At 59.8% G+C, this 17,929-nt stretch carries 19 protein-coding genes; all 19 read right to left on the reverse strand.

Features of this window, described 5'->3' with window-relative positions; all coding sequences use genetic code 11:
* Positions 1-192: 192 nt before the first annotated feature.
* The 19 genes from araH to fabD all read right to left on the reverse strand — a co-directional run bounded on the left by araH (position 193) and on the right by fabD (position 17,847).
* A complete protein-coding gene (gene araH, locus EJA72_RS12475; RefSeq protein ID WP_157711749.1) occupies positions 193-1,161 on the reverse strand; it encodes an L-arabinose ABC transporter permease AraH in 969 nt (322 codons plus the stop codon).
* 9 nt (positions 1,162-1,170) lie between these two features.
* Positions 1,171-2,715 carry an L-arabinose ABC transporter ATP-binding protein AraG gene (gene araG, locus EJA72_RS12480; protein WP_157711750.1) on the reverse strand — a complete coding sequence of 515 codons (1,545 nt, stop codon included), beginning with the start codon at positions 2,713-2,715 and terminating at the stop codon, positions 1,171-1,173.
* A gap of 66 nt (positions 2,716-2,781) precedes the next feature.
* On the reverse strand, positions 2,782-3,786 hold the full coding sequence (locus EJA72_RS12485) for a substrate-binding domain-containing protein (RefSeq protein ID WP_157711751.1): 1,005 nt from the start codon (positions 3,784-3,786) through the stop codon (positions 2,782-2,784).
* A 337-nt stretch (positions 3,787-4,123) separates the two neighbouring features.
* Complete coding sequence (locus tag EJA72_RS12490) at positions 4,124-4,999, reverse strand: SMP-30/gluconolactonase/LRE family protein (protein ID WP_157711752.1); 876 nt, start codon at positions 4,997-4,999, stop codon at positions 4,124-4,126.
* A 70-nt stretch (positions 5,000-5,069) separates the two neighbouring features.
* Positions 5,070-5,816 (reverse strand): FadR/GntR family transcriptional regulator, encoded by a 747-nt coding sequence (locus EJA72_RS12495; protein ID WP_157711753.1) that lies wholly within the window; start codon positions 5,814-5,816, stop codon positions 5,070-5,072.
* A 209-nt stretch (positions 5,817-6,025) separates the two neighbouring features.
* Entirely contained in the window at positions 6,026-6,586 is a 561-nt protein-coding gene (locus tag EJA72_RS12500) for a DUF1285 domain-containing protein (protein WP_157711754.1), read from the reverse strand.
* Positions 6,587-6,602: 16 nt separating this feature from the next.
* Positions 6,603-7,211, reverse strand: a complete 609-nt coding sequence (locus EJA72_RS12505; protein ID WP_157711755.1) for a DUF4823 domain-containing protein — start codon at positions 7,209-7,211, stop codon at positions 6,603-6,605.
* Positions 7,212-7,445: 234 nt separating this feature from the next.
* On the reverse strand, positions 7,446-8,414 hold the full coding sequence (locus EJA72_RS12510) for a GTP 3',8-cyclase MoaA (RefSeq protein ID WP_157711756.1): 969 nt from the start codon (positions 8,412-8,414) through the stop codon (positions 7,446-7,448).
* A gap of 139 nt (positions 8,415-8,553) precedes the next feature.
* The gene (locus EJA72_RS12515; protein WP_008152317.1) at positions 8,554-9,192 is read right to left on the reverse strand and encodes a TetR/AcrR family transcriptional regulator; all 639 of its coding nucleotides are present in this window, start codon (positions 9,190-9,192) and stop codon (positions 8,554-8,556) included.
* A 342-nt stretch (positions 9,193-9,534) separates the two neighbouring features.
* Positions 9,535-10,320, reverse strand: coding sequence for a TatD family hydrolase (locus tag EJA72_RS12520; protein WP_157711757.1), 786 nt, complete (start codon positions 10,318-10,320; stop codon positions 9,535-9,537).
* A gap of 14 nt (positions 10,321-10,334) precedes the next feature.
* On the reverse strand, positions 10,335-10,691 hold the full coding sequence (locus tag EJA72_RS12525) for a PilZ domain-containing protein (RefSeq protein WP_157711758.1): 357 nt from the start codon (positions 10,689-10,691) through the stop codon (positions 10,335-10,337).
* A 42-nt stretch (positions 10,692-10,733) separates the two neighbouring features.
* A complete protein-coding gene (locus EJA72_RS12530) occupies positions 10,734-11,720 on the reverse strand; it encodes a DNA polymerase III subunit delta' (RefSeq protein WP_178129332.1) in 987 nt (328 codons plus the stop codon).
* Positions 11,713-12,345 (reverse strand): dTMP kinase, encoded by a 633-nt coding sequence (gene tmk / locus EJA72_RS12535; RefSeq protein WP_178129333.1) that lies wholly within the window; start codon positions 12,343-12,345, stop codon positions 11,713-11,715. Before tmk ends, EJA72_RS12530 begins: the two co-directional genes overlap by 8 nt.
* Before the next feature lie 19 nt (positions 12,346-12,364).
* On the reverse strand, positions 12,365-13,549 hold the full coding sequence (mltG, locus tag EJA72_RS12540) for an endolytic transglycosylase MltG (RefSeq protein WP_178129334.1): 1,185 nt from the start codon (positions 13,547-13,549) through the stop codon (positions 12,365-12,367).
* A 3-nt stretch (positions 13,550-13,552) separates the two neighbouring features.
* On the reverse strand, positions 13,553-14,368 hold the full coding sequence (gene pabC / locus EJA72_RS12545) for an aminodeoxychorismate lyase (protein ID WP_157711759.1): 816 nt from the start codon (positions 14,366-14,368) through the stop codon (positions 13,553-13,555).
* Positions 14,368-15,612, reverse strand: coding sequence for a beta-ketoacyl-ACP synthase II (gene fabF, locus EJA72_RS12550; RefSeq protein WP_178129335.1), 1,245 nt, complete (start codon positions 15,610-15,612; stop codon positions 14,368-14,370). The genes pabC and fabF overlap by 1 nt, the downstream gene beginning before the upstream one ends.
* A gap of 108 nt (positions 15,613-15,720) precedes the next feature.
* The gene (acpP, locus tag EJA72_RS12555; protein ID WP_003442511.1) at positions 15,721-15,957 is read right to left on the reverse strand and encodes an acyl carrier protein; all 237 of its coding nucleotides are present in this window, start codon (positions 15,955-15,957) and stop codon (positions 15,721-15,723) included.
* Between the two features lie 191 nt (positions 15,958-16,148).
* The gene (gene fabG, locus EJA72_RS12560) at positions 16,149-16,892 is read right to left on the reverse strand and encodes a 3-oxoacyl-ACP reductase FabG (RefSeq protein WP_008014356.1); all 744 of its coding nucleotides are present in this window, start codon (positions 16,890-16,892) and stop codon (positions 16,149-16,151) included.
* 16 nt (positions 16,893-16,908) lie between these two features.
* Positions 16,909-17,847 (reverse strand): ACP S-malonyltransferase, encoded by a 939-nt coding sequence (gene fabD / locus EJA72_RS12565; protein ID WP_157711761.1) that lies wholly within the window; start codon positions 17,845-17,847, stop codon positions 16,909-16,911.
* Positions 17,848-17,929: the final 82 nt, after the last annotated feature.

The following is a 17,929-nucleotide window of genomic DNA, read 5'->3' on the forward strand; positions in this document are numbered from 1 at the left end:
GGAGCGGGCAAGAAGTATTTAAGGGAGGTGACAGAAGGAATGAATGACTGTGGCGAGGGAGCTTGCTCCCGCTGGGCTGCAAAGCAGCCCCAAAACCTGCCATCCCGGTGAATCAGAAACACCGCATGGCCCGGATTTACGACTGCTGCGCAGCCGAGCGGGAGCAAGCTCCCTCGCCACAAAAGCGGAAGATCAACGTTGTTTCAGGCGGTCGATGACCACAGCCAGCAACAGGATCGACCCGCGAATCACGTACTGATAAAACGTGTCGATGTTCTTCAGGTTCATCGCATTCTCGATAATCGCCAGAATCAACACCCCGGCAATCACATGCCGGATCATGCCGATCCCGCCGCTCAACGACACCCCGCCCAACACGCACGCCGAGATCACCGTTAGCTCGAAACCCTGGCCGATCATCGGCTGACCCGAGGTCATGCGCGAGGCCAGGATCACCCCGGCCAGCGCACCGATCACGCCGTGCACGGCGAAGATAATGATCTTGGTCCGGTCAACGTTGACCCCCGCCAGCAACGCCGCTTCCTGATTGCCGCCGATGGCCATGGTGTTGCGCCCGTACGTGGTGTAGTTCAGCAGCCAGCCGAAAAACAGGAAGCAGACGATGGTGATCAGAATCGGCACGGGCACACCGAACAGCTGCCCGTTGCCGAACACGAAGAACGATTCCTGCGACACGCCCACCGCTTTGCCATTGGCAAAAATGTACGCCAGGCCACGCACGATCTGCATGGTCGCCAGCGTGGTGATCAATGCATTGACCCGCAGCTTGGCAATCACGATCCCGTTGATCAGCCCGACGATCAGCCCCATGAACAGCGCCGCCACCACGCCAAGGAAAACGCTGTCTGTATCACGCATCACCACCGCCGCGACCACGCCGGCACAAGCAATCACCGACCCCACCGACAAGTCGAAGTGCCCGGACGTCAGGCAATACAACATGGTGCACGCCGCAATCCCGGTGGTGGAAATCGCCAGGCCCAGGCCGCGCATGTTCAGCGGCGATAAAAAGTTGTCGATCAACAGCGTGCACAGCACGAAAATCCCGACGGCCGCCAGCAGCATCACCCAGTCGTCGAGAAAGCGCCGCAGGTCCAGTGGTTTGCGCACGGTCGGTAGAGCGTTGTTCTGGATTGTCATAGTCACCTCTCAGTTCGCCACGCCGTCAGCGCGTTGGCGCGGCAAAGCCAGTTGCAGCAGGTTGGATTCATTGGCCTCGTCGCGGGACAGTTCGCCGCGCATCGCGCCTTCGCAAAGCACCAGGATGCGGTCGGATATCCCCATCACTTCCATCAGATCGCTGGAGACCACGATCACCGCGATGCCGCTCTCGGCCAGGTTGTGGATGATCTGGTAGATCTCGGCTTTGGCGCCGATGTCGATGCCGCGAGTCGGCTCGTCGAGCAGCAGGACTTTCATCGGCATCGACAGCCAGCGACCCAGGATGGCCTTCTGCTGGTTGCCGCCGGACAGGTACATGATTTTCTGCGCCGCGTTGGGCGTCTTCACTTTCAGTGCCTTGATCTGCTTGTCAGCGTTGCCCTTCTCCCACAGCCCACGCAGCAGGCAGCCGAAGGTGGAATGAGCGCCGCGCGCGCTGATGTTGATGTTCTCGGCGACGCTGGAGAGCGGCATGATGCCCTCCTTCTTGCGGTCCTCGGGGCACAGCAGAATCCCGGCTGCAATCGCATCCCGGGGTGAACGCAGTTTGAGTTCATGACCGCGCAATTCCAGGCGCCCGGCCGTGTTGCGCTCCAGACCGCTGAGCATCCGGAACAGCTCCGTGCGACCGGCGCCGACCAAGCCGAACAGGCCGAGAATCTCGCCTTTGTGCGCCTCGAAACTCACCGGCTCGCGCAATCCCGGACCGACCAGGCCGTCGACCTTGAGTGCCACCGCGCCACGCTTGCGCGGGCGGTAATCGTAAATATCCTGAATGTCGCGACCGACCATGCAGGTCACCAACTGGTCGTGAGTGAGTTCACTCATGTCCTCGAAGGTGCGCACAAAACGGCCGTCCTTGAACACCGTCACCGCGTTGCAGATGCGGAACACTTCTTCCATCCGATGGGAGACGTACAGCACCACTTTGCCTTCATCGCGCAGGCGCCCGATGATCGCCATCAAGCGGTCAATTTCCCGCGCCGACAGGCTGCTGGTCGGTTCGTCGAAGGCAATCACATGGGCGCCGCGGGACAACGCCTTGGCGATTTCCACCAGTTGCCGCTGCCCCAGGGACAGGCGCCCTACTTTCTCTTGCGGATCGATTTCATCGGCCAGGCCTTTGAGGCAGGCCAACGCTTGCTGGCGCAAGGTACCGCGATTGATCAGGCCGAAACGGGCGGGCAGATGCCCGAGGAACAGGTTTTCGGCCACGGTCATTTCCGGGACCAGGTGCAGCTCCTGATGGATCACGGCAACACCGCTGCCGATGCTGTCGGCAGTGGACTTGAAGGCCATCGTCCGCTCGCCGATCTGCAGGTCGCCGCTGCTGGGCGTGTAAGCACCACCGAGGATTTTCAGCAGCGTCGATTTGCCGGCGCCGTTCTCGCCCATCAAGGCGTGCACCTGTCCCGGGTGAGCAATGAAGCTGATGCCATCCAGCGCTTTCACGCCGGGAAAGGTTTTGCCGATCCCGTTGAAGCGCAAACTGCCGCCGACGCTGTGTTGTTGTGTCTGTACTTGCGCGTGCATAAACCCACCTCATCACACAGATCAGGCAGCCCCGTCACCAGGGCCGCCGATGAAATCAACCGGCGCTCAATTCCAGAGGCCGATCTTTTCCAGTTCCTGCTTGAAGTTGTCGCGGGTGATCAGCGTCACGTCGTCCATCGCCGTGTATTTCTGCGGTGCTTTGTCGGCGGTGACCCACTCGAACATCATGTTGGCGGTGTTGTAGCCTTCGATGTGCGGGCTAGGCAGCATCGAGCCGAAGAAACCACTGTTGGGCTTTTTCAGTTCGCCGATGGCGTCGGTGCCGTTGATGCCGATTCCGATGACGTTGGCCGCTGCAAAACCGGCGCTCTCGGTGGCGCGTACGCCGCCCAACACGGTGTTGTCGTTCATGCCGCCGATGATCAGGTTTTTCGCCGCAGCGGGCAGTTTCACCAGCGCGGAGTTGGTGGCGTCCATGCTGCCTGGCACGTCGAGGGTTTTCAGGGCCGAGGTCAGAATGTGGTCTTTGGGCATGCCGGCATCTTCCAACGCCTTGATCGAACCGTCCGTGCGTTTCTTGCCGGTGTCGAGTTCGTTGAAGGTGTTGATCACCGCGTAGGTGTCCTTCCAGTCCCAGCCGCGTTTTTTCGCTTCGGCGGCCATGGCACTGCCTTGTTTCTGACCGACTTCGAACGCCGCCATGCCGAGGTAAGGCACGTCTTCCATGAACTTGCCGCTGGCATCGACGAACCGGTCATCGACAGCGATGACTTTCATGCCGTTCGCCTTGGCCTTGGCCATGATCGCCGGGCCGAGAGACACGTCTGGCGGGCAAATCACGAAGCCCTTGGCGCCGTTGGCCGCCAGGCTGTCGATGGCGGACAGGGTTTTCTCGCCGTCAGGCACGGCGATCTTGATCAGGGTGAAGCCTTTGTCTTTACCGGCCTTTTCCGCGAAGGCCCATTCAGTCTGGAACCAGGGCTCTTCCGCTTGCTTGACCAGAAAACCGATCTTCACTTCCTCGGCTGCCAGCAGCGTGCTGCTCAGGCTGACCGCGGTCACCGCCAAGGCGGCACAGCACAGGGAACGGATACCACGACGACGATTCATAAGCAGACTCCTTGTTATTTTTTTTGAGCGTTATTTTTGAAAGCCGGTGTAGCGGTAGAGCCAATAGTCATATCGTATGATGATTGAATTTCAGACGGATTTCTGCGCCTGAAACCTGAGGTGCTCAGGCGTGGTACATGACCGAGCGGGCTTTTCGCAGGCACGACAAAAACCGGGCATCTGTCGATGTCCGGCCGAAAAGTTGTGTGGAAAATCGCTGCATCACTTCACCTGTTTTGTTTTTTTAAGTGTGAGTGCGTGTAACTGATGGAGCCGACTATAAACCCGACCGACAATTAATCTCAATATATAATTTTGCATCCCATATTATGGGAATTTATCCAGCGAACCGTGTACAGCGTTTTCCGGCGACATCGACTTGAATCGATAACACCGCACCATCCAGCGGATGCTTGAGCGGGCTCGCCGCACTGGTGATGTACAGGGTTTTGAGGTCTGCGCCGCCAAACACGCAACTGGTCGGACGGCTGACTGGCAGTTCGATGACCCGGTCAACCTGCCCGTCCGGTGTGAGTCGCAGCAGGCAACTGCCATCCCAGCGGGCGTTCCAGATATAGCCCTCGGCATCCATCGCCGAGCCATCGGGCCCACCGCGACGATGGGGACCAAACCAGACCTGCGCCGGGTCGAGGTTGCCGTCGGCGCGAATGAAATACTGATGCAGCGTGCTGTCGAGGCTGTCGCCGAAATACACGGTGGTGGCGTCGTCGGTCCACAGCAAGGTATTGGGAATCCCCAGGCCTCGAAGCAACGGCGTGACGCGGGCATCGCGATCAATGCGGAACAGGCCGCCAGAACGTCGCTCGATGGGCAAGTCTTCGCCCTGTTCGCCGATATTGTTCTGCATCGTGCCCAACCAGAGCTGGCCTTGCGCATCGCACCGGGCTTCATTGCCACGATTGCCGGGTTGCGGGTCGGCGACGCAGAACAGCGTCAGTCGCGGCTCAAGCCCCGGAGAGTCGAGGTCCAGCCGGTAGACGCCACTGCTGAGCGTGACCAGGGCATCGCCGCTTTCGCAGGGAATGAACGCGGAGGCGTGTTCCGGCATTTCCCAGATCTGCACATTCGCGCCGATCAGTCGCAACGCTTGTTTGCCGGCGATATCGACCCAGTACAGCGCCTGTGTCGGCACGTCCCAGAACGGACCTTCGCCCAGCAGTGCTCGGTGTCCGGTAACCGCATTCCACGTCATGAAACCTCCTGCATTGTTCTTGTAATTTATGTAGGAGCGAGCTTGCTCGCGATGGAGTCTCAGCCGACGCCTATGTCGCTGACTCACCTTCGCGAGCACGTTCGCTCCTGCCCTTTCCGGCCATGACTTGCGGGTAGAAACGCTTGATCGCAAGGTCTGCGTTATCGATCAGGGTCATGCAGGCCCACACACCCCGCGCGGCATCCCGGGCGGCGATGGCGTCGGCCATGTCCTTGTGAATTGGCAATGTGCGACGCAGTTCGTCAGGGTCAGCGGCAGACACTTCGAAAGACACCGCCAGCAGCGCGCCCAACGCCGGGACCATTTGTTCGATGAACTGGTTATGGCTGGCGGCCAGGATGCACTCGTGGAAGAACTGGTCGGCGCGGTTGTAGTCGATGCCGCTGTCCACCGCCCTTTCCAGGGCGTTATACGCCTGGAGAATGGCTTGAACCTGTTCAACCGTCGCGCGCTCGCACGCCCAGCGCACGGCCATCGGTTCGATGGTGCGGCGCAGGTCGAGCAGGTCATCCACAAAATTTTCCGGCAAGCCGCTGCGTGACAGCCAGCCGACGACTTGCGGATCGAAGAGGTTCCAGCGACGCACTGGCAACACCCGCGTGCCGACCTTCGGCCCGACTTCGAGCATGCCTTTGGCGACCAGGGTCTTGATGGCTTCACGGATGACGGTACGGCTGACACCGAGTTGCTCGCCCAGATCGGCTTCGACCTTGAGGGTTTCGCCGGGCTTCACCTGGCCCGTGGCGATCCAGCAACCCAGCCAATCGACGGTGGACGCATGAAAACTGCTGGACATGGGCACCTCGATGCAGGGACGGCACAAAGCCGTTCGCGATGGATGCCCACGCTAATCATCATACGATTGGGTGTCAATTTGATTTTGCCAGGAATGGCAGAGATTCAATGCAGGAGCGAGCCTGCTCGCGATGGCGGTGTGTCAGTCGCCATCCATGTTGAATGATCCACCCTCATCGCGAGCAGGCTCACTCCTACAGTTTGATCTGTTTACGGCTCAAGACCGATGGGGAAGAACTCACCGCCGCTCCACACACCGAGCCAGCGCTGCCCATCGATTTCGCGGGTCACGGCCAGCTCCACCAACTGGTAGAACACGTTGCGATGGATGAGGGCTTCCAGGTTGGTGCGCACATGCACGTAAGGTGCGGGCTCTTGCGTCATCGGGTCGATCACCACGCGAATGGGATGTTCAGCACCGGCCTCGGCGGTTTCCTCGACATTGGTCGTGAAGCGCAAGACCTGAGCGTCGCCCTCACCTTCCACGTCCACGGCAATCGCCACAAACGGAGCATCGTCGACCTTGATGCCGACTTTCTCGACCGGGGTAATCAGGAAATAATCATCGCCGTCGCGGCGAATGATGGTGGAGAACAGCTTGACCATCGGCTTGCGCCCGATCGGCGTGCCCAGGTAATACCAGGTGCCATCGCGAGCGATGCGCATGTCGATGTCGCCGCAGAAGTCGGGGTTCCACAGGTGGACCGGCGGCAAGCCTTTGGTTTTGGGGATTTGCCCCAACAGGTCGTGGGCTTTTTCCGGGCCACTCATGGCGTTCTCCTTCGAATTACTGGTCGCTGAGACCCAGCAGGCTGCGCGCGTATTGCTCCAGCGGCGGGCCCATCAGGTCTTCTGGCTTGGTGTCGTGGAACGTCAGTAAACCGCCACGACTCTTGATACGTGCAGTATCAATCAAATACTGGGTGCTGGTCTCGATCAACATGATCTGAATCACGCCGGTATCGACCCCAAGGCGATCTACGGCCTCCTGATCGAGCCACTCGTCCGAGTTGCCGATACGGTCGTCGGACTTGGCGAAACGGGTATAGAGCAGGTAATGAGCACCGGCCGCACGTGCTTCACCCATGGCTTCGTCGAGGCCTTCCGGCGCACGCGCGCGACGGACCATCGGGAAATAATCGATAAAACCATCGAAGGCGACTTCGGCGATCACGTTAGGACGCGGGTAGACCGCACTGCCCGGCGGCACGAAGGCACCCTGGGCGATGTAGACGAACGAGTCCGGCTGGATGCGCAGGTTGTTCACGCGGCGGCTGTCGCTGTGGTCCAGCAGCCCTGCGTCGCTCATATGGTAGCGAGTCCCTTCAGCCATATCGCTGACATTCATGCAGCCACCAAGCGCCAAAACGGCCAGCAGCAAAACCAGGCTACGCATCCTACCCTCCAGAGGCCGGTGACGGAAAACCGGCGAATGGCCATGGGATGCAGCTTCCGCGCCAGTCCTTGCGATGATGAATACGTTCAAGTTGATTTCATGAAAGTGTGGCGAGGGAGCTTGCTCCCGCTCGGCGGCGCAGCCATCGTAAATCCGGAAAACGCGATATTGGCGATTGTTTTGGGGCCGCTTCGCGACCCAGCGGGAGCGAGCTCCCTCGCCACAGAGGCCGGTTCAGCCGCCGATAATCTTCATGACAGTGGCGCCACCCGAGAATGCCACTTCCTGCTTGTCACCCAAGGCTTTCACCAAGAGTCGCTGCAAGGCCGGCAACGCCTGATGACGCGGTTTGTCCAGCAGATCGCCGACATAGTGACGGTTGCTCGATGACAGGCAGCCATGCAACCAGCCCGTGGACGAGAGACGCAACCGCGAACACGTACGGCAGAAAGGAACGCTTTCGTTGGCGATCACACCGAAGTGGCCCAGCCCCGGAATCTGATAACGCACAGCGGTGGCATCGACCGGCGCATTGGCCTGAAGGTATTCGTAGCGCTCGCCGATCAGGCTCAGCAATTGCTGGAGGCTGACGAATTGCTGCAGGAAGGCGTTGTTGTCCGTGGCCAGGTGGCCCATGCGCATCAGCTCGATGAAGCGAAGCTCATAGCCGCGCTCCAGGCAGTAATCGAGCAGCGGCATCACTTGATCAAGGTTCTGTCCGCGCAACGGAACCATGTTGACCTTGATTTTCAGGCCCGCCGCGCTGGCCTGGTCCATGCCATCAAGCACGGTCGCCAGATCGCCACCGCGCGCAATGCTGCGGAACGCGCTGGCATCCAGGGTATCGAGGGAAACGTTGATGCGACGAATGCCGGCGTCTACCAGCAAGGGCAGTTTCTTCGCCAGCAGCTGGCCATTGGTGGTCAGGCTGATGTCTTCCAGGCCCATCTTGCCGACGGCCGTCATGAAAGCTTCGAGCTTGGGGCTGACCAGCGGCTCGCCACCGGTAATGCGCAAACGCTCGATACCGGCGGCTTCGATCAAATACGCCACTCCGCGCGCCATGGCTTCGGCCGACAATTCATCCTGCGCAGCTACCAGCCGCTTGCCGTTAGGCACGCAGTAGGTACACGCGTAATTGCAGGCTGAGGTCAGGCTGATTCGCAAATTGCGGAAACGCCTGCCTTGACGGTCAACGATCATGGATCACTCCGGCGGAAGAATATTCGGACCGCTAAAACTTGACTCACAAATCAAGTTTTAGCAATACCTAAGCCTGAGTATATTCCTGAGGTACCACGCCATGTAGCGAAATCATGGCGCGATAAGGCAACTGAATGACTCAGCTGCTCGGCGTGTCGGTATCACGCTTGCGCTTGTTGCCCATGCGTACGCCGATGTCCATCAGGAACTGGAAGAACCCTTCCTGATCTTCCAGCACATTGCTCCAGAACGGCGAGTGATACAGCGCCACCGCGCCGTGCACCAGCGCCCAGGACGCGCAGTAGTGGAAGTAAGGCGGCACGTCTTCGAGCTTGCCTTCGCTGATGCGCCCCTTGATGAGCAACGTCAGGCGTTCAAAGTTCGAGGCACGGATCTTGTGCAATTCCTCGACCATCTCCGGTACCTGGTTGCCCTTGACCACCTTCTCTTCCAGGCGATCAAACAACCGATAGCGTTGCGGGTCGCGCATGCGGAATTCGAAGTAGGCCCGGGACAGCGCTTCCTTGTCCTTGTCGACATCGGCCGAATGCAACAGCTCGTTCAAATCGCGCTCGTAATCGAGCATCAGGCGCAGGTAGATCTCCGCCTTGGATTTGAAGTGCTTGTAGATCGTGCCTTTGCCGATACCGACGGCATCAGCAATCATCTCGACGGTGACACTGTCTTCACCCTGATCGAGGAACAGCTTGAGCGCGGTATCGAGAATTTCTTGCTCGCGGCGACGAAACTCACGGACCTTACGAGGTTCTTTATGCATAAGAAAAGGTCTGTAGGGGTCAAAATTCGAAGCCGCGTATTATGCCTAACTTACGCAAAAATGCACGGATCATCCGACCATATCTGTGTTTCTTGAGGATTTCCCGCAGGGTCGCCCGTTGATGAGAACGCTTCCGAAGCGGACGTATTCCAAAATTGTTTAAAAACGTGGGCCGGTAAACTGGACTCGGCGCAATACTGATCAATACTTCAACTGTCGGCGGGGCATCTCCCCCAAGTGTCACGCCGATATTGGTACCAACGGACCGCGTACCATTGTTTTACTCCTAATGGTCTTAACCCGGATTCACCCCCCAGAACCCGGGTTTTTTTTGCCTGCGATTTAACCTTTCACATGCGCCAGCGGGAACAGCCGCTTGAAGTTTTCGGTCGTCTGCTCGGCAAATCGCTCGAAAGGCTCACCACGCAACATTGCCAGAAATTCCGCTACGTCTCGCACGTACTGTGGCAGGTTCGGCTTGCCGCGATGCGGGATCGGCGCCAGATAGGGCGAGTCCGTTTCTACCAAAAGACGATCCGCCGGCACTTTGCTAGCCACATCGCGCAATGCATCAGCATTGCGGAAAGTGACAATACCGGACAGGGAAATGTAGTACCCCATGTCCAGCGCCGCTTTTGCCATGTCCCAGTCTTCGGTAAAGCAATGCAGCACGCCCGCCTGAGGCAGTGCGGCCTCACGCAGAAGGTCCAACGTATCGGCACGCGCACCACGGGTATGGATGATGACCGGCTTGCCGGTCTGCTGCGCCGCTTGCAGGTGCAGGCGAAACGACGCTTGCTGCAACTCCGCCGCTTCCGGTTCGTAGTGATAATCCAGGCCGGTTTCACCAATCGCCACCACCCGTGGATGGTTAAGCTCTTGCAGCAACCAGTCCAGCGCCGGCGCGGCACCGGGCTGCACATCCAGTGGATGCACGCCTACGGAGCAGTCGACGTCGTCATAGCGCTCGGCCAGGGCTTTGACGTCTGCCGCGTTGTCGACGCTGACGCCGATGCACAGAAAGTGCCCCACGCCGCGCTGGCGGGCGGCATCGAGGGCGGCATCCAGCGAGCCGTCATGGGCGGCCAGGTCGAGGCGATCAAGGTGACAATGGGAATCTACAAGCATAAAAGGGCTGCAACTTACATCGTATGAGTGGGACGGTCGGATTTAAGGGCTCCGGCCAGATGGGTTTCGATTCGACTGCGCGCGGCGTTGTCACCGTCGTTGAACTGCACGCCGACCCCGGCGGCCCTATTGCCCTGAGCGCCCTTGGGGGTGATCCAGGCAACCTTGCCGGCAACCGGGATTTTTTCGGCCTCATCCATCAGGTTGAGGAGCATGAAGACTTCATCGCCCAACTTGTAGCTCTTGTTGGTCGGGATAAACAGGCCACCGTTCTTGATGAATGGCATGTAGGCCGCGTAAAGCACGGACTTGTCCTTGATGGTCAGGGACAAAATGCCGTTGCGCGGTCCCTGGTTGACGGCTTCATTCATGCTCACCTCCACTGCTGACGTTTAGAGTCTAGGCTCAGACGCTCACTTCTGGATAGGCAAAGACGCCCATTGCACCAGCAGCGCCTCGAGCAACAGCACACGGTTGAGGTTGGCTTTACTCATGACTTTCTGGCGCTGGGCGAGGATCCAGTCCTGAATATTCAGGACTTTTTCCTGACTGGTTTTCTGCGCCAGGTACTGAACCACCTTGCGCATGTCCGCCAACCCCAACCCTTCTTCATCCTGGGTCAGCTGATAACGAAGAATCAGGCTCGACCAATCGCAGAACCAGTCAAACAGCAGCAACAACGGAATCGCGTTCCAGCCTTCGGCCAGTTGGGTCGGCGATTGTTGCTGCTTGAGTAATTTTTTGACGCCGTCGACCACCTGGGCGCGCTGTTCGCGTACGCCCTGGGCCTGCAGATTGACCGCAGCCAATGGCGAACCGGCGGCCAACGTCAGCAGTTCGATGCGTTCCTCTTCCGAGCAGTCAGGCAACGCCTTCGCCAGCCACGCCAGGCTCATGGCTTCGCTCGGCAACGGACAGGCTTGCTGCACGCAACGGCTCTTGATGGTGGGCAACAGACGGCTGGTCTGGTGGCTGACCAACAGCAAAACGGTATCGCCCGAGGGTTCTTCCAGACTTTTGAGCAAGGCGTTGGCGGCATTGATGTTCATCGACTCGACCGGCTCGATCAGCACTACCTTGCGGCCGCCCATTTGCGAGGTCTGGACCACAAAGCTGACCAGGTCACGGACTTGATCGACCTTGATCGCCTTGTCGGCTTCTTCCGGCTCAAGGATGTAGTTGTCGGGATGACTGCCCGCCTTCAGCAACAGGCAGGATTTGCATTCGCCGCAAGCGTCCTGCGCGGTCGGGCGCTGGCACAGCAAGCTGGCCATCAAACGTTCGGCCAGCGCCCGCTTGCCGATCCCGGCCGGACCGTGCAGCAGATAGGCGTGAGCATGTTGCTTGCGACCGGCCAACTGCTGCCAGAGACTGTCCTGCCACGGATAGGCTTCAGCCACGAGTCAACTCCAGCAAGCGCGGGAGCAAGGCGTCCAGGGATTGCTGAACCTGAGCCAGCGGTTGCGCGGCATCCACCAGCACGTAACGCGCAGGATAAGCATCGGCGCGCTTGAGGAAGGCACTGCGCACGGCGTCGAAAAAGGTTCGACCTTCGAGTTCAAAGCGATCCAGTCGGCCCCGCGCGCTGGCACGGGCCAGCCCGACTTCGACCGGCAGATCGAAAATCAGTGTCAGGTCCGGGCGCAGGTCACCCTGGACGAAGGCTTCCAGCGCGGCGATCCGTTCCAGCGACAAGCCGCGACCACCGCCCTGATAGGCGTAAGTCGAATCGGTGAAACGGTCACACAGCACCACGGCGCCACGGGCCAGTGCCGGGCGAATCACCTCGGCCAGGTGCTGGGCCCGGGCGGCGAAAACCAGCAACAACTCAGTGTCCGGGTTCATGACTTCGTCGACCGGTGCCAGCAGCACTTCACGGATCCGCTCGGCCAACGGCGTGCCGCCCGGCTCGCGGGTCAGCACCACCTCGATACCGGCATCGCGCAGGCGCCCGGCCAGGTATTCGCGGTTGGTGCTCTTGCCGGCGCCTTCCGGGCCTTCCAGGGTAATAAACAAGCCAGTCACAGGCAGTCCTTAGTCAGAGTCATTGCGGGCTTTGCGGCGCGGTTGCATCCGGTTCCGGCACGGGCGCGGGCGCAGGTTCCTGCGGCGCTACGGGCGGCAGTTCTTCAGGCGCGACATCAGGCGAAGCTGCCGGGATCGCATCCTGTGCCTGCGGCTCGTCCGGCGTCGTCACCGGCGCCGGGCTGGAACGGTAATCGGCACGGCGCTTGAGCTGGAATTCGCGCACGGCGTTGTTGTGGGCATCCAGATCATCGGAGAACACATGGCTGCCATCACCGCGAGCCACAAAATACAAACTGTTGCCGGCCACCGGATTCAGCGCGGCATGAATCGCTTCGCGCCCGACCATCGCAATCGGCGTCGGCGGTAAACCGGAAATCATGTAGGTGTTGTAAGGGGTCGCTTCCTTGAGATGGGCACGCGTCAGCTTGCCGCTGTAGCGATCACCGAGGCCGTAGATCACGGTCGGATCGGTTTGCAGCAGCATGCCGATCGCCATGCGTCGCACAAACACGCCGGCAATTTGCCCGCGCTCCTGCGGCACACCGGTTTCCTTCTCCACCAGCGAAGCCATGATCAACGCCTGATAAGGCTCGGTGTACGGCACATCGGCGGCGCGCTGATCCCACTCCTTGGCGAGGACTTCATCGAGGCGATCATAGGCTTTTTTCAGCAGCTCGACGTCTGTCATGCCCCGCACGAAACGGTAGGTGTCAGGGAAAAAGCGCCCTTCCGGAAAGAGCCCGGCGTGACCGAGTTTTTCCATCACCTGGCTGTCGCTCAAGCCGTTCAGCGTCTGCTCGATTTTTTCATCCTTGGCCAGGGCTGCGCGGACCTGATGGAAATTCCAGCCTTCGACCAGAGTCAGGCTGTACTGAACCATTTCCCCGCGCTTCCACAAGTCGATCAGTCCTTCGACCGTCATGCCGGGTTGCATGCGGTATTCGCCACTGTGCAACGGTTGCCGGGCCAGATTGAATCGCCAGTAAACACGCAGCCAAAACGCGTCCTTGATGACGCCCTCGGCTTCGAGGCGATAGAAGGTGCGGGTGGGTGTCGTGCCTTTGGGCACATTCAGCAGCTGTTCCTGGGTAATGTTCAGCGGTTGTTCCAGCGCCGAATGAATCTTCCAGGCCGAAGCGCCCAGACACAGCCCCGCCAGAACCAATCCGGTTTCCAGCAACAGCAAGAATTTACGTCTCACGTATCAAGCATCCAGTAGCGCGCGGGCAATGATTTGGAGTTTACGGGTGAGCGGCCCAACCGGCCAGCTCAGTGCGGCGTAGGCGCGTACCGGCCACACGCCATAGACACTGTTGCAGACAAAGACTTCATCCGCCCATTGCAGCTGTTCGAGGGTGATGTCGGTGATTTGCGTGGCGATGCCCAACGACTCGGCTTGAAACAATAATTCCGCACGCATCACGCCAGCCACGCCGCAGCGCTTGAGGTCGGCGGTAATCAACACCCCGTCGCGAATCAGGAACAGATTACTGAACACCCCTTCTATCACGCGCCCGGCCTGGTCGAGCATCAGACCTTCGGCATGCTCGGCATCCTGCCATTCGGAACGGGCGATGACTTGCTCAAGTCGGTTCAGGTGTTTGAGCCCGGCGAGCAGGGGTTGTCTGGACAGTCTTGTGGCGCAGGGAAACAACCGAATGCCCTGCTCACCATGCATTACTGGATAAGCAGCGGGAGGATTGCCTTGCAGAATGCGTCGGGCCTGGGCCGAGGGATCAGGGGCGTAGCCGCGCAGGCTGTCGCCACGCGTGAGGATGAGCTTGAGCACGCCCTCACCCAGTGCGGCGGCGTAGGCCAACAGCTCGCTGCGGATCAGCGCGTGATCGGCAGCGATCGCCAGGCGCGAACAGCCTTGCGCCAGACGCGACAGGTGCCGATCCAGCAACAGCGGCTGCCCGCCGCGCACGGCAATGGTCTCGAACAGACCATCACCGTAAGCCAGGCCGCGATCCTTCAGCGACAGAGCGTCAGCCGGCTGACCGTCGACCCAGCTGTCCATCAGCCGGCGAACCGGCGGAACACCAGCGAGCCGTTGGTACCGCCAAACCCGAACGAGTTGGACAGCACCACATCGATGTCCATGTTGCGTGCGGTGTGCGGCACGAAGTCGAGGTCGCAGCCTTCATCCGGCTCATCGAGGTTGATGGTCGGAGGCGCGACCTGGCTGTTGATGGCCAGCACACTGAAGATCGCTTCAACCGCGCCCGCCGCACCCAACAGGTGACCGGTCATGGACTTGGTGGAGCTGACCGCCAGCTTGTAGGCGTGATCGCCGAACACCGACTTGATCGCGCAGGCTTCAGCGAGGTCGCCGGCCGAAGTCGAGGTGCCGTGGGCGTTGACGTACTGCACTTGGTCGCCATTGATCTTCGCGTCGCGCAAGGCATTGGTGATGCAGCGCGCTGCGCCGGCGCCATCGGCGGGTGGCGAGGTCATGTGGAAAGCATCGCCACTGGTGCCAAAACCGATCAGTTCGGCGTAGATGGTCGCGCCGCGAGCCTTGGCGTGTTCCAGCTCTTCCAGAACCAGCGCACCGGCACCGTCGGACAGGACGAAGCCATCACGGCCCTTGTCCCAAGGACGACTGGCGCGGGTCGGCTCATCGTTGCGGGTCGACAGCGCGCGGGAGGCACCGAAGCCGCCCATGCCCAGACCGCAAGCGGCCATCTCGGAACCGCCGGCAATCATCACGTCGGCTTCGTCGTACATGATGTTGCGGGCTGCCATGCCAATGCAGTGCGTACCGGTGGTGCACGCGGTGGCGATAGCGTAGTTGGGGCCCTGTGCACCCAAGTGGATCGACAGGAACCCGGAAATCATATTGATGATCGAGCCAGGCACGAAGAACGGAGAAATCCGTCGTGGGCCGGTGTCATGCAGCGTGCGGCTGGTTTCTTCGATATTGGTCAGACCGCCAATACCCGAACCCATGGCCACGCCAATGCGTTCACGGTTGGCGTCGGTGACTTCCAGACCGGAATTGCGCACCGCCTGAAAACCTGCGGCCAGACCGTACTGAATAAACAGGTCGAGCTTGCGAGCTTCCTTGACCGACAGGTATTCCTCGACATTGAAGCCCTTTACCGAGCCGCCAAAACGGGTGGAATAGGCAGAAAGGTCGGTGTGTTCGATCAGACCAATGCCACTGCGGCCAGCCAGAATGCCCTGCCAACTGCTCGGCACGTCCGTGCCCAGTGGCGACAACATACCCATACCGGTGACTACGACGCGTCTACGCGACACAGCACTCTCCTTTTTCAAATGACGACTTTGCATCAGGCCTAAAGAAAAAACCGCACGCCATGATGGCAGTGCGGTTTTTCCATGACAGCAAGCAACGATTACAAGCTATTAAGCCTGGTGGTTTGTAACGTAATCGATTGCAGCTTGTACGGTAGTGATCTTCTCAGCTTCTTCGTCAGGGATTTCGGTCTCGAATTCCTCTTCCAGAGCCATCACCAGCTCAACGGTGTCAAGGGAGTCGGCACCCAGGTCTTCAACGAAGGAAGCAGTGTTGACCACTTCTTCTTCTTTAACGCCCAGTTGCTCAGCAACGATTTTCTTGACGCGCTCTTCGATGGTGCTCATACCTTGTTTTCACTCCTAATGGACAAATTCAGGCAGCTGGCCAGTGGGTAAGTGTATAGAAAGACTTTTCAGCATTTCAACTGAAAGCTTCACTCCTCAAACCCGGTGGCCCTCTGCCTATAAATAGATTGCAGCTTTATAACGGATTTTAGACAGCTCGTATGACATTTTTTTGAAGCAATCCGTCACATTTAACTCATGTACATCCCGCCGTTCACCGGGATTGTAGCCCCAGTAACGTAAGCCGCACCGTCGGATGCAAGAAAAGCGACCACAGACGCGATCTCTTGTGCTTGTCCCAGACGGCCCAGCGGAATCTGCGTCTGCAAGGCTTCACGCTGTGCCTCGGGCAGTTCGCGGGTCATATCGGTGTCGATGAACCCTGGGGCCACCGAGTTTACCGTAATCGAACGCGAACCGACTTCACGCGCCAGTGCACGGCTGAAACCTTCCAGACCGGCCTTGGCGGCAGCGTAGTTTACTTGGCCTGCGTTGCCCATGGCACCCACAACCGAGCCAATACTGATAATTCGTCCCCAACGGGCTTTGGTCATGCCGCGCAAAACGCCCTTGGACAGGCGGAACAGACTGTTCAGGTTGGTATCGACGACGTCATGCCACTCGTCGTCTTTCATGCGCATCATCAGGTTATCGCGGGTGATACCGGCATTGTTGACCAGGATCGCCGGCGCACCGAACTGCTCCTGGATGCTCGCCAGCACCGCTGCAACGGATTCGTCGCTGGTGACGTTGAGTTCCAGGCCTGTGCCTTGAATACCGTTTTCTTTCAGGGTGGCGGCGATGCGCTCGGCACCCGAGGCGGAGGTCGCGGTGCCAATGACGATGGCGCCCTGACGACCCAGCTCCAGGGCGATGGCCTGGCCGATACCGCGGCTCGCACCGGTGACCAGTGCAACTTTACCTTGCAGACTCATGCAAGCTTCTCCTGATTCAGACCAGCGCTGCACGGGCGGCAGCGAACGCATCTGGGGTATTGAGGTTGGATGTCGACACGCCTTCGGCGCAACGTTTGTTCAGGCCGGCCAGTACTTTGCCCGGACCGCATTCTACCAACTGGGTGGCGCCCTTGGCGGCCAGCGCCTGGACCGATTCGACCCAGCGCACAGGCTTGTAGAGCTGTTCAAGCAGATCACGCTTGAGGGTGTCCAGATCCGCCGGCACGCTGGCGCTGACGTTTTGCACCACGGGAATCTGTGGCGCCTGCCAGTCAATGGCGGCGATCGATTCAGCGAAGCGCTCGGCAGCCGGGCGCATCAGCTCGCAATGCGACGGCACGCTGACCGGCAACGGCATGGCGCGCTTGGCACCACGGGCCTTGCAGCCTTCAATGGCGCGCTCGACCGCAGCCTTGGCACCGGCGATGACCACTTGGCCCGGGGAGTTGAAGTTGACCGCACTGACCACTTCGCCTTGCGCCGCTTCGGCGCAGGCCGCCAGCACGTCAGCATCGTCCAGACCGAGAATGGCAGCCATGCCGCCCTGCCCGGCCGGAACGGCTTCCTGCATCAACTGACCGCGACGCTCCACCAGTTTCACCGCGTCGCCCAGGCTCAGGCTGCCCGCAGCGACAAGCGCGCTGTACTCGCCGAGGCTGTGGCCGGCAACGTAAGCCGGACGCGCACCGCCTTCCGCCAGCCACAGGCGCCACAAGGCGATCGAGGCGGTCAGAATGGCCGGCTGGGTTTTATCGGTTTGATTGAGTTGCTCTTCCGGCCCCTGTTGGGTCAGTGCCCACAGGTCGTAACCGAGAGCGTCGGAAGCTTCTTTGAATGTTTCGAGGACTACCGGATGTTGCGCGCCCAACTCGGCCAGCATGCCGAGGGACTGCGAACCCTGTCCTGGAAAGACGAATGCGAGGGAAGCAGACATGTAACAAGCCCCTAATGATCTTGTCGTCGGAGAATTGACGTCCCGTGCGAGGGACGCAAGAAACTGACAGTTGGATGGCCAA

This window comes from Pseudomonas sp. PB120, assembly GCF_009761815.1.
Classification (GTDB): Bacteria; Pseudomonadota; Gammaproteobacteria; order Pseudomonadales; family Pseudomonadaceae; genus Aquipseudomonas.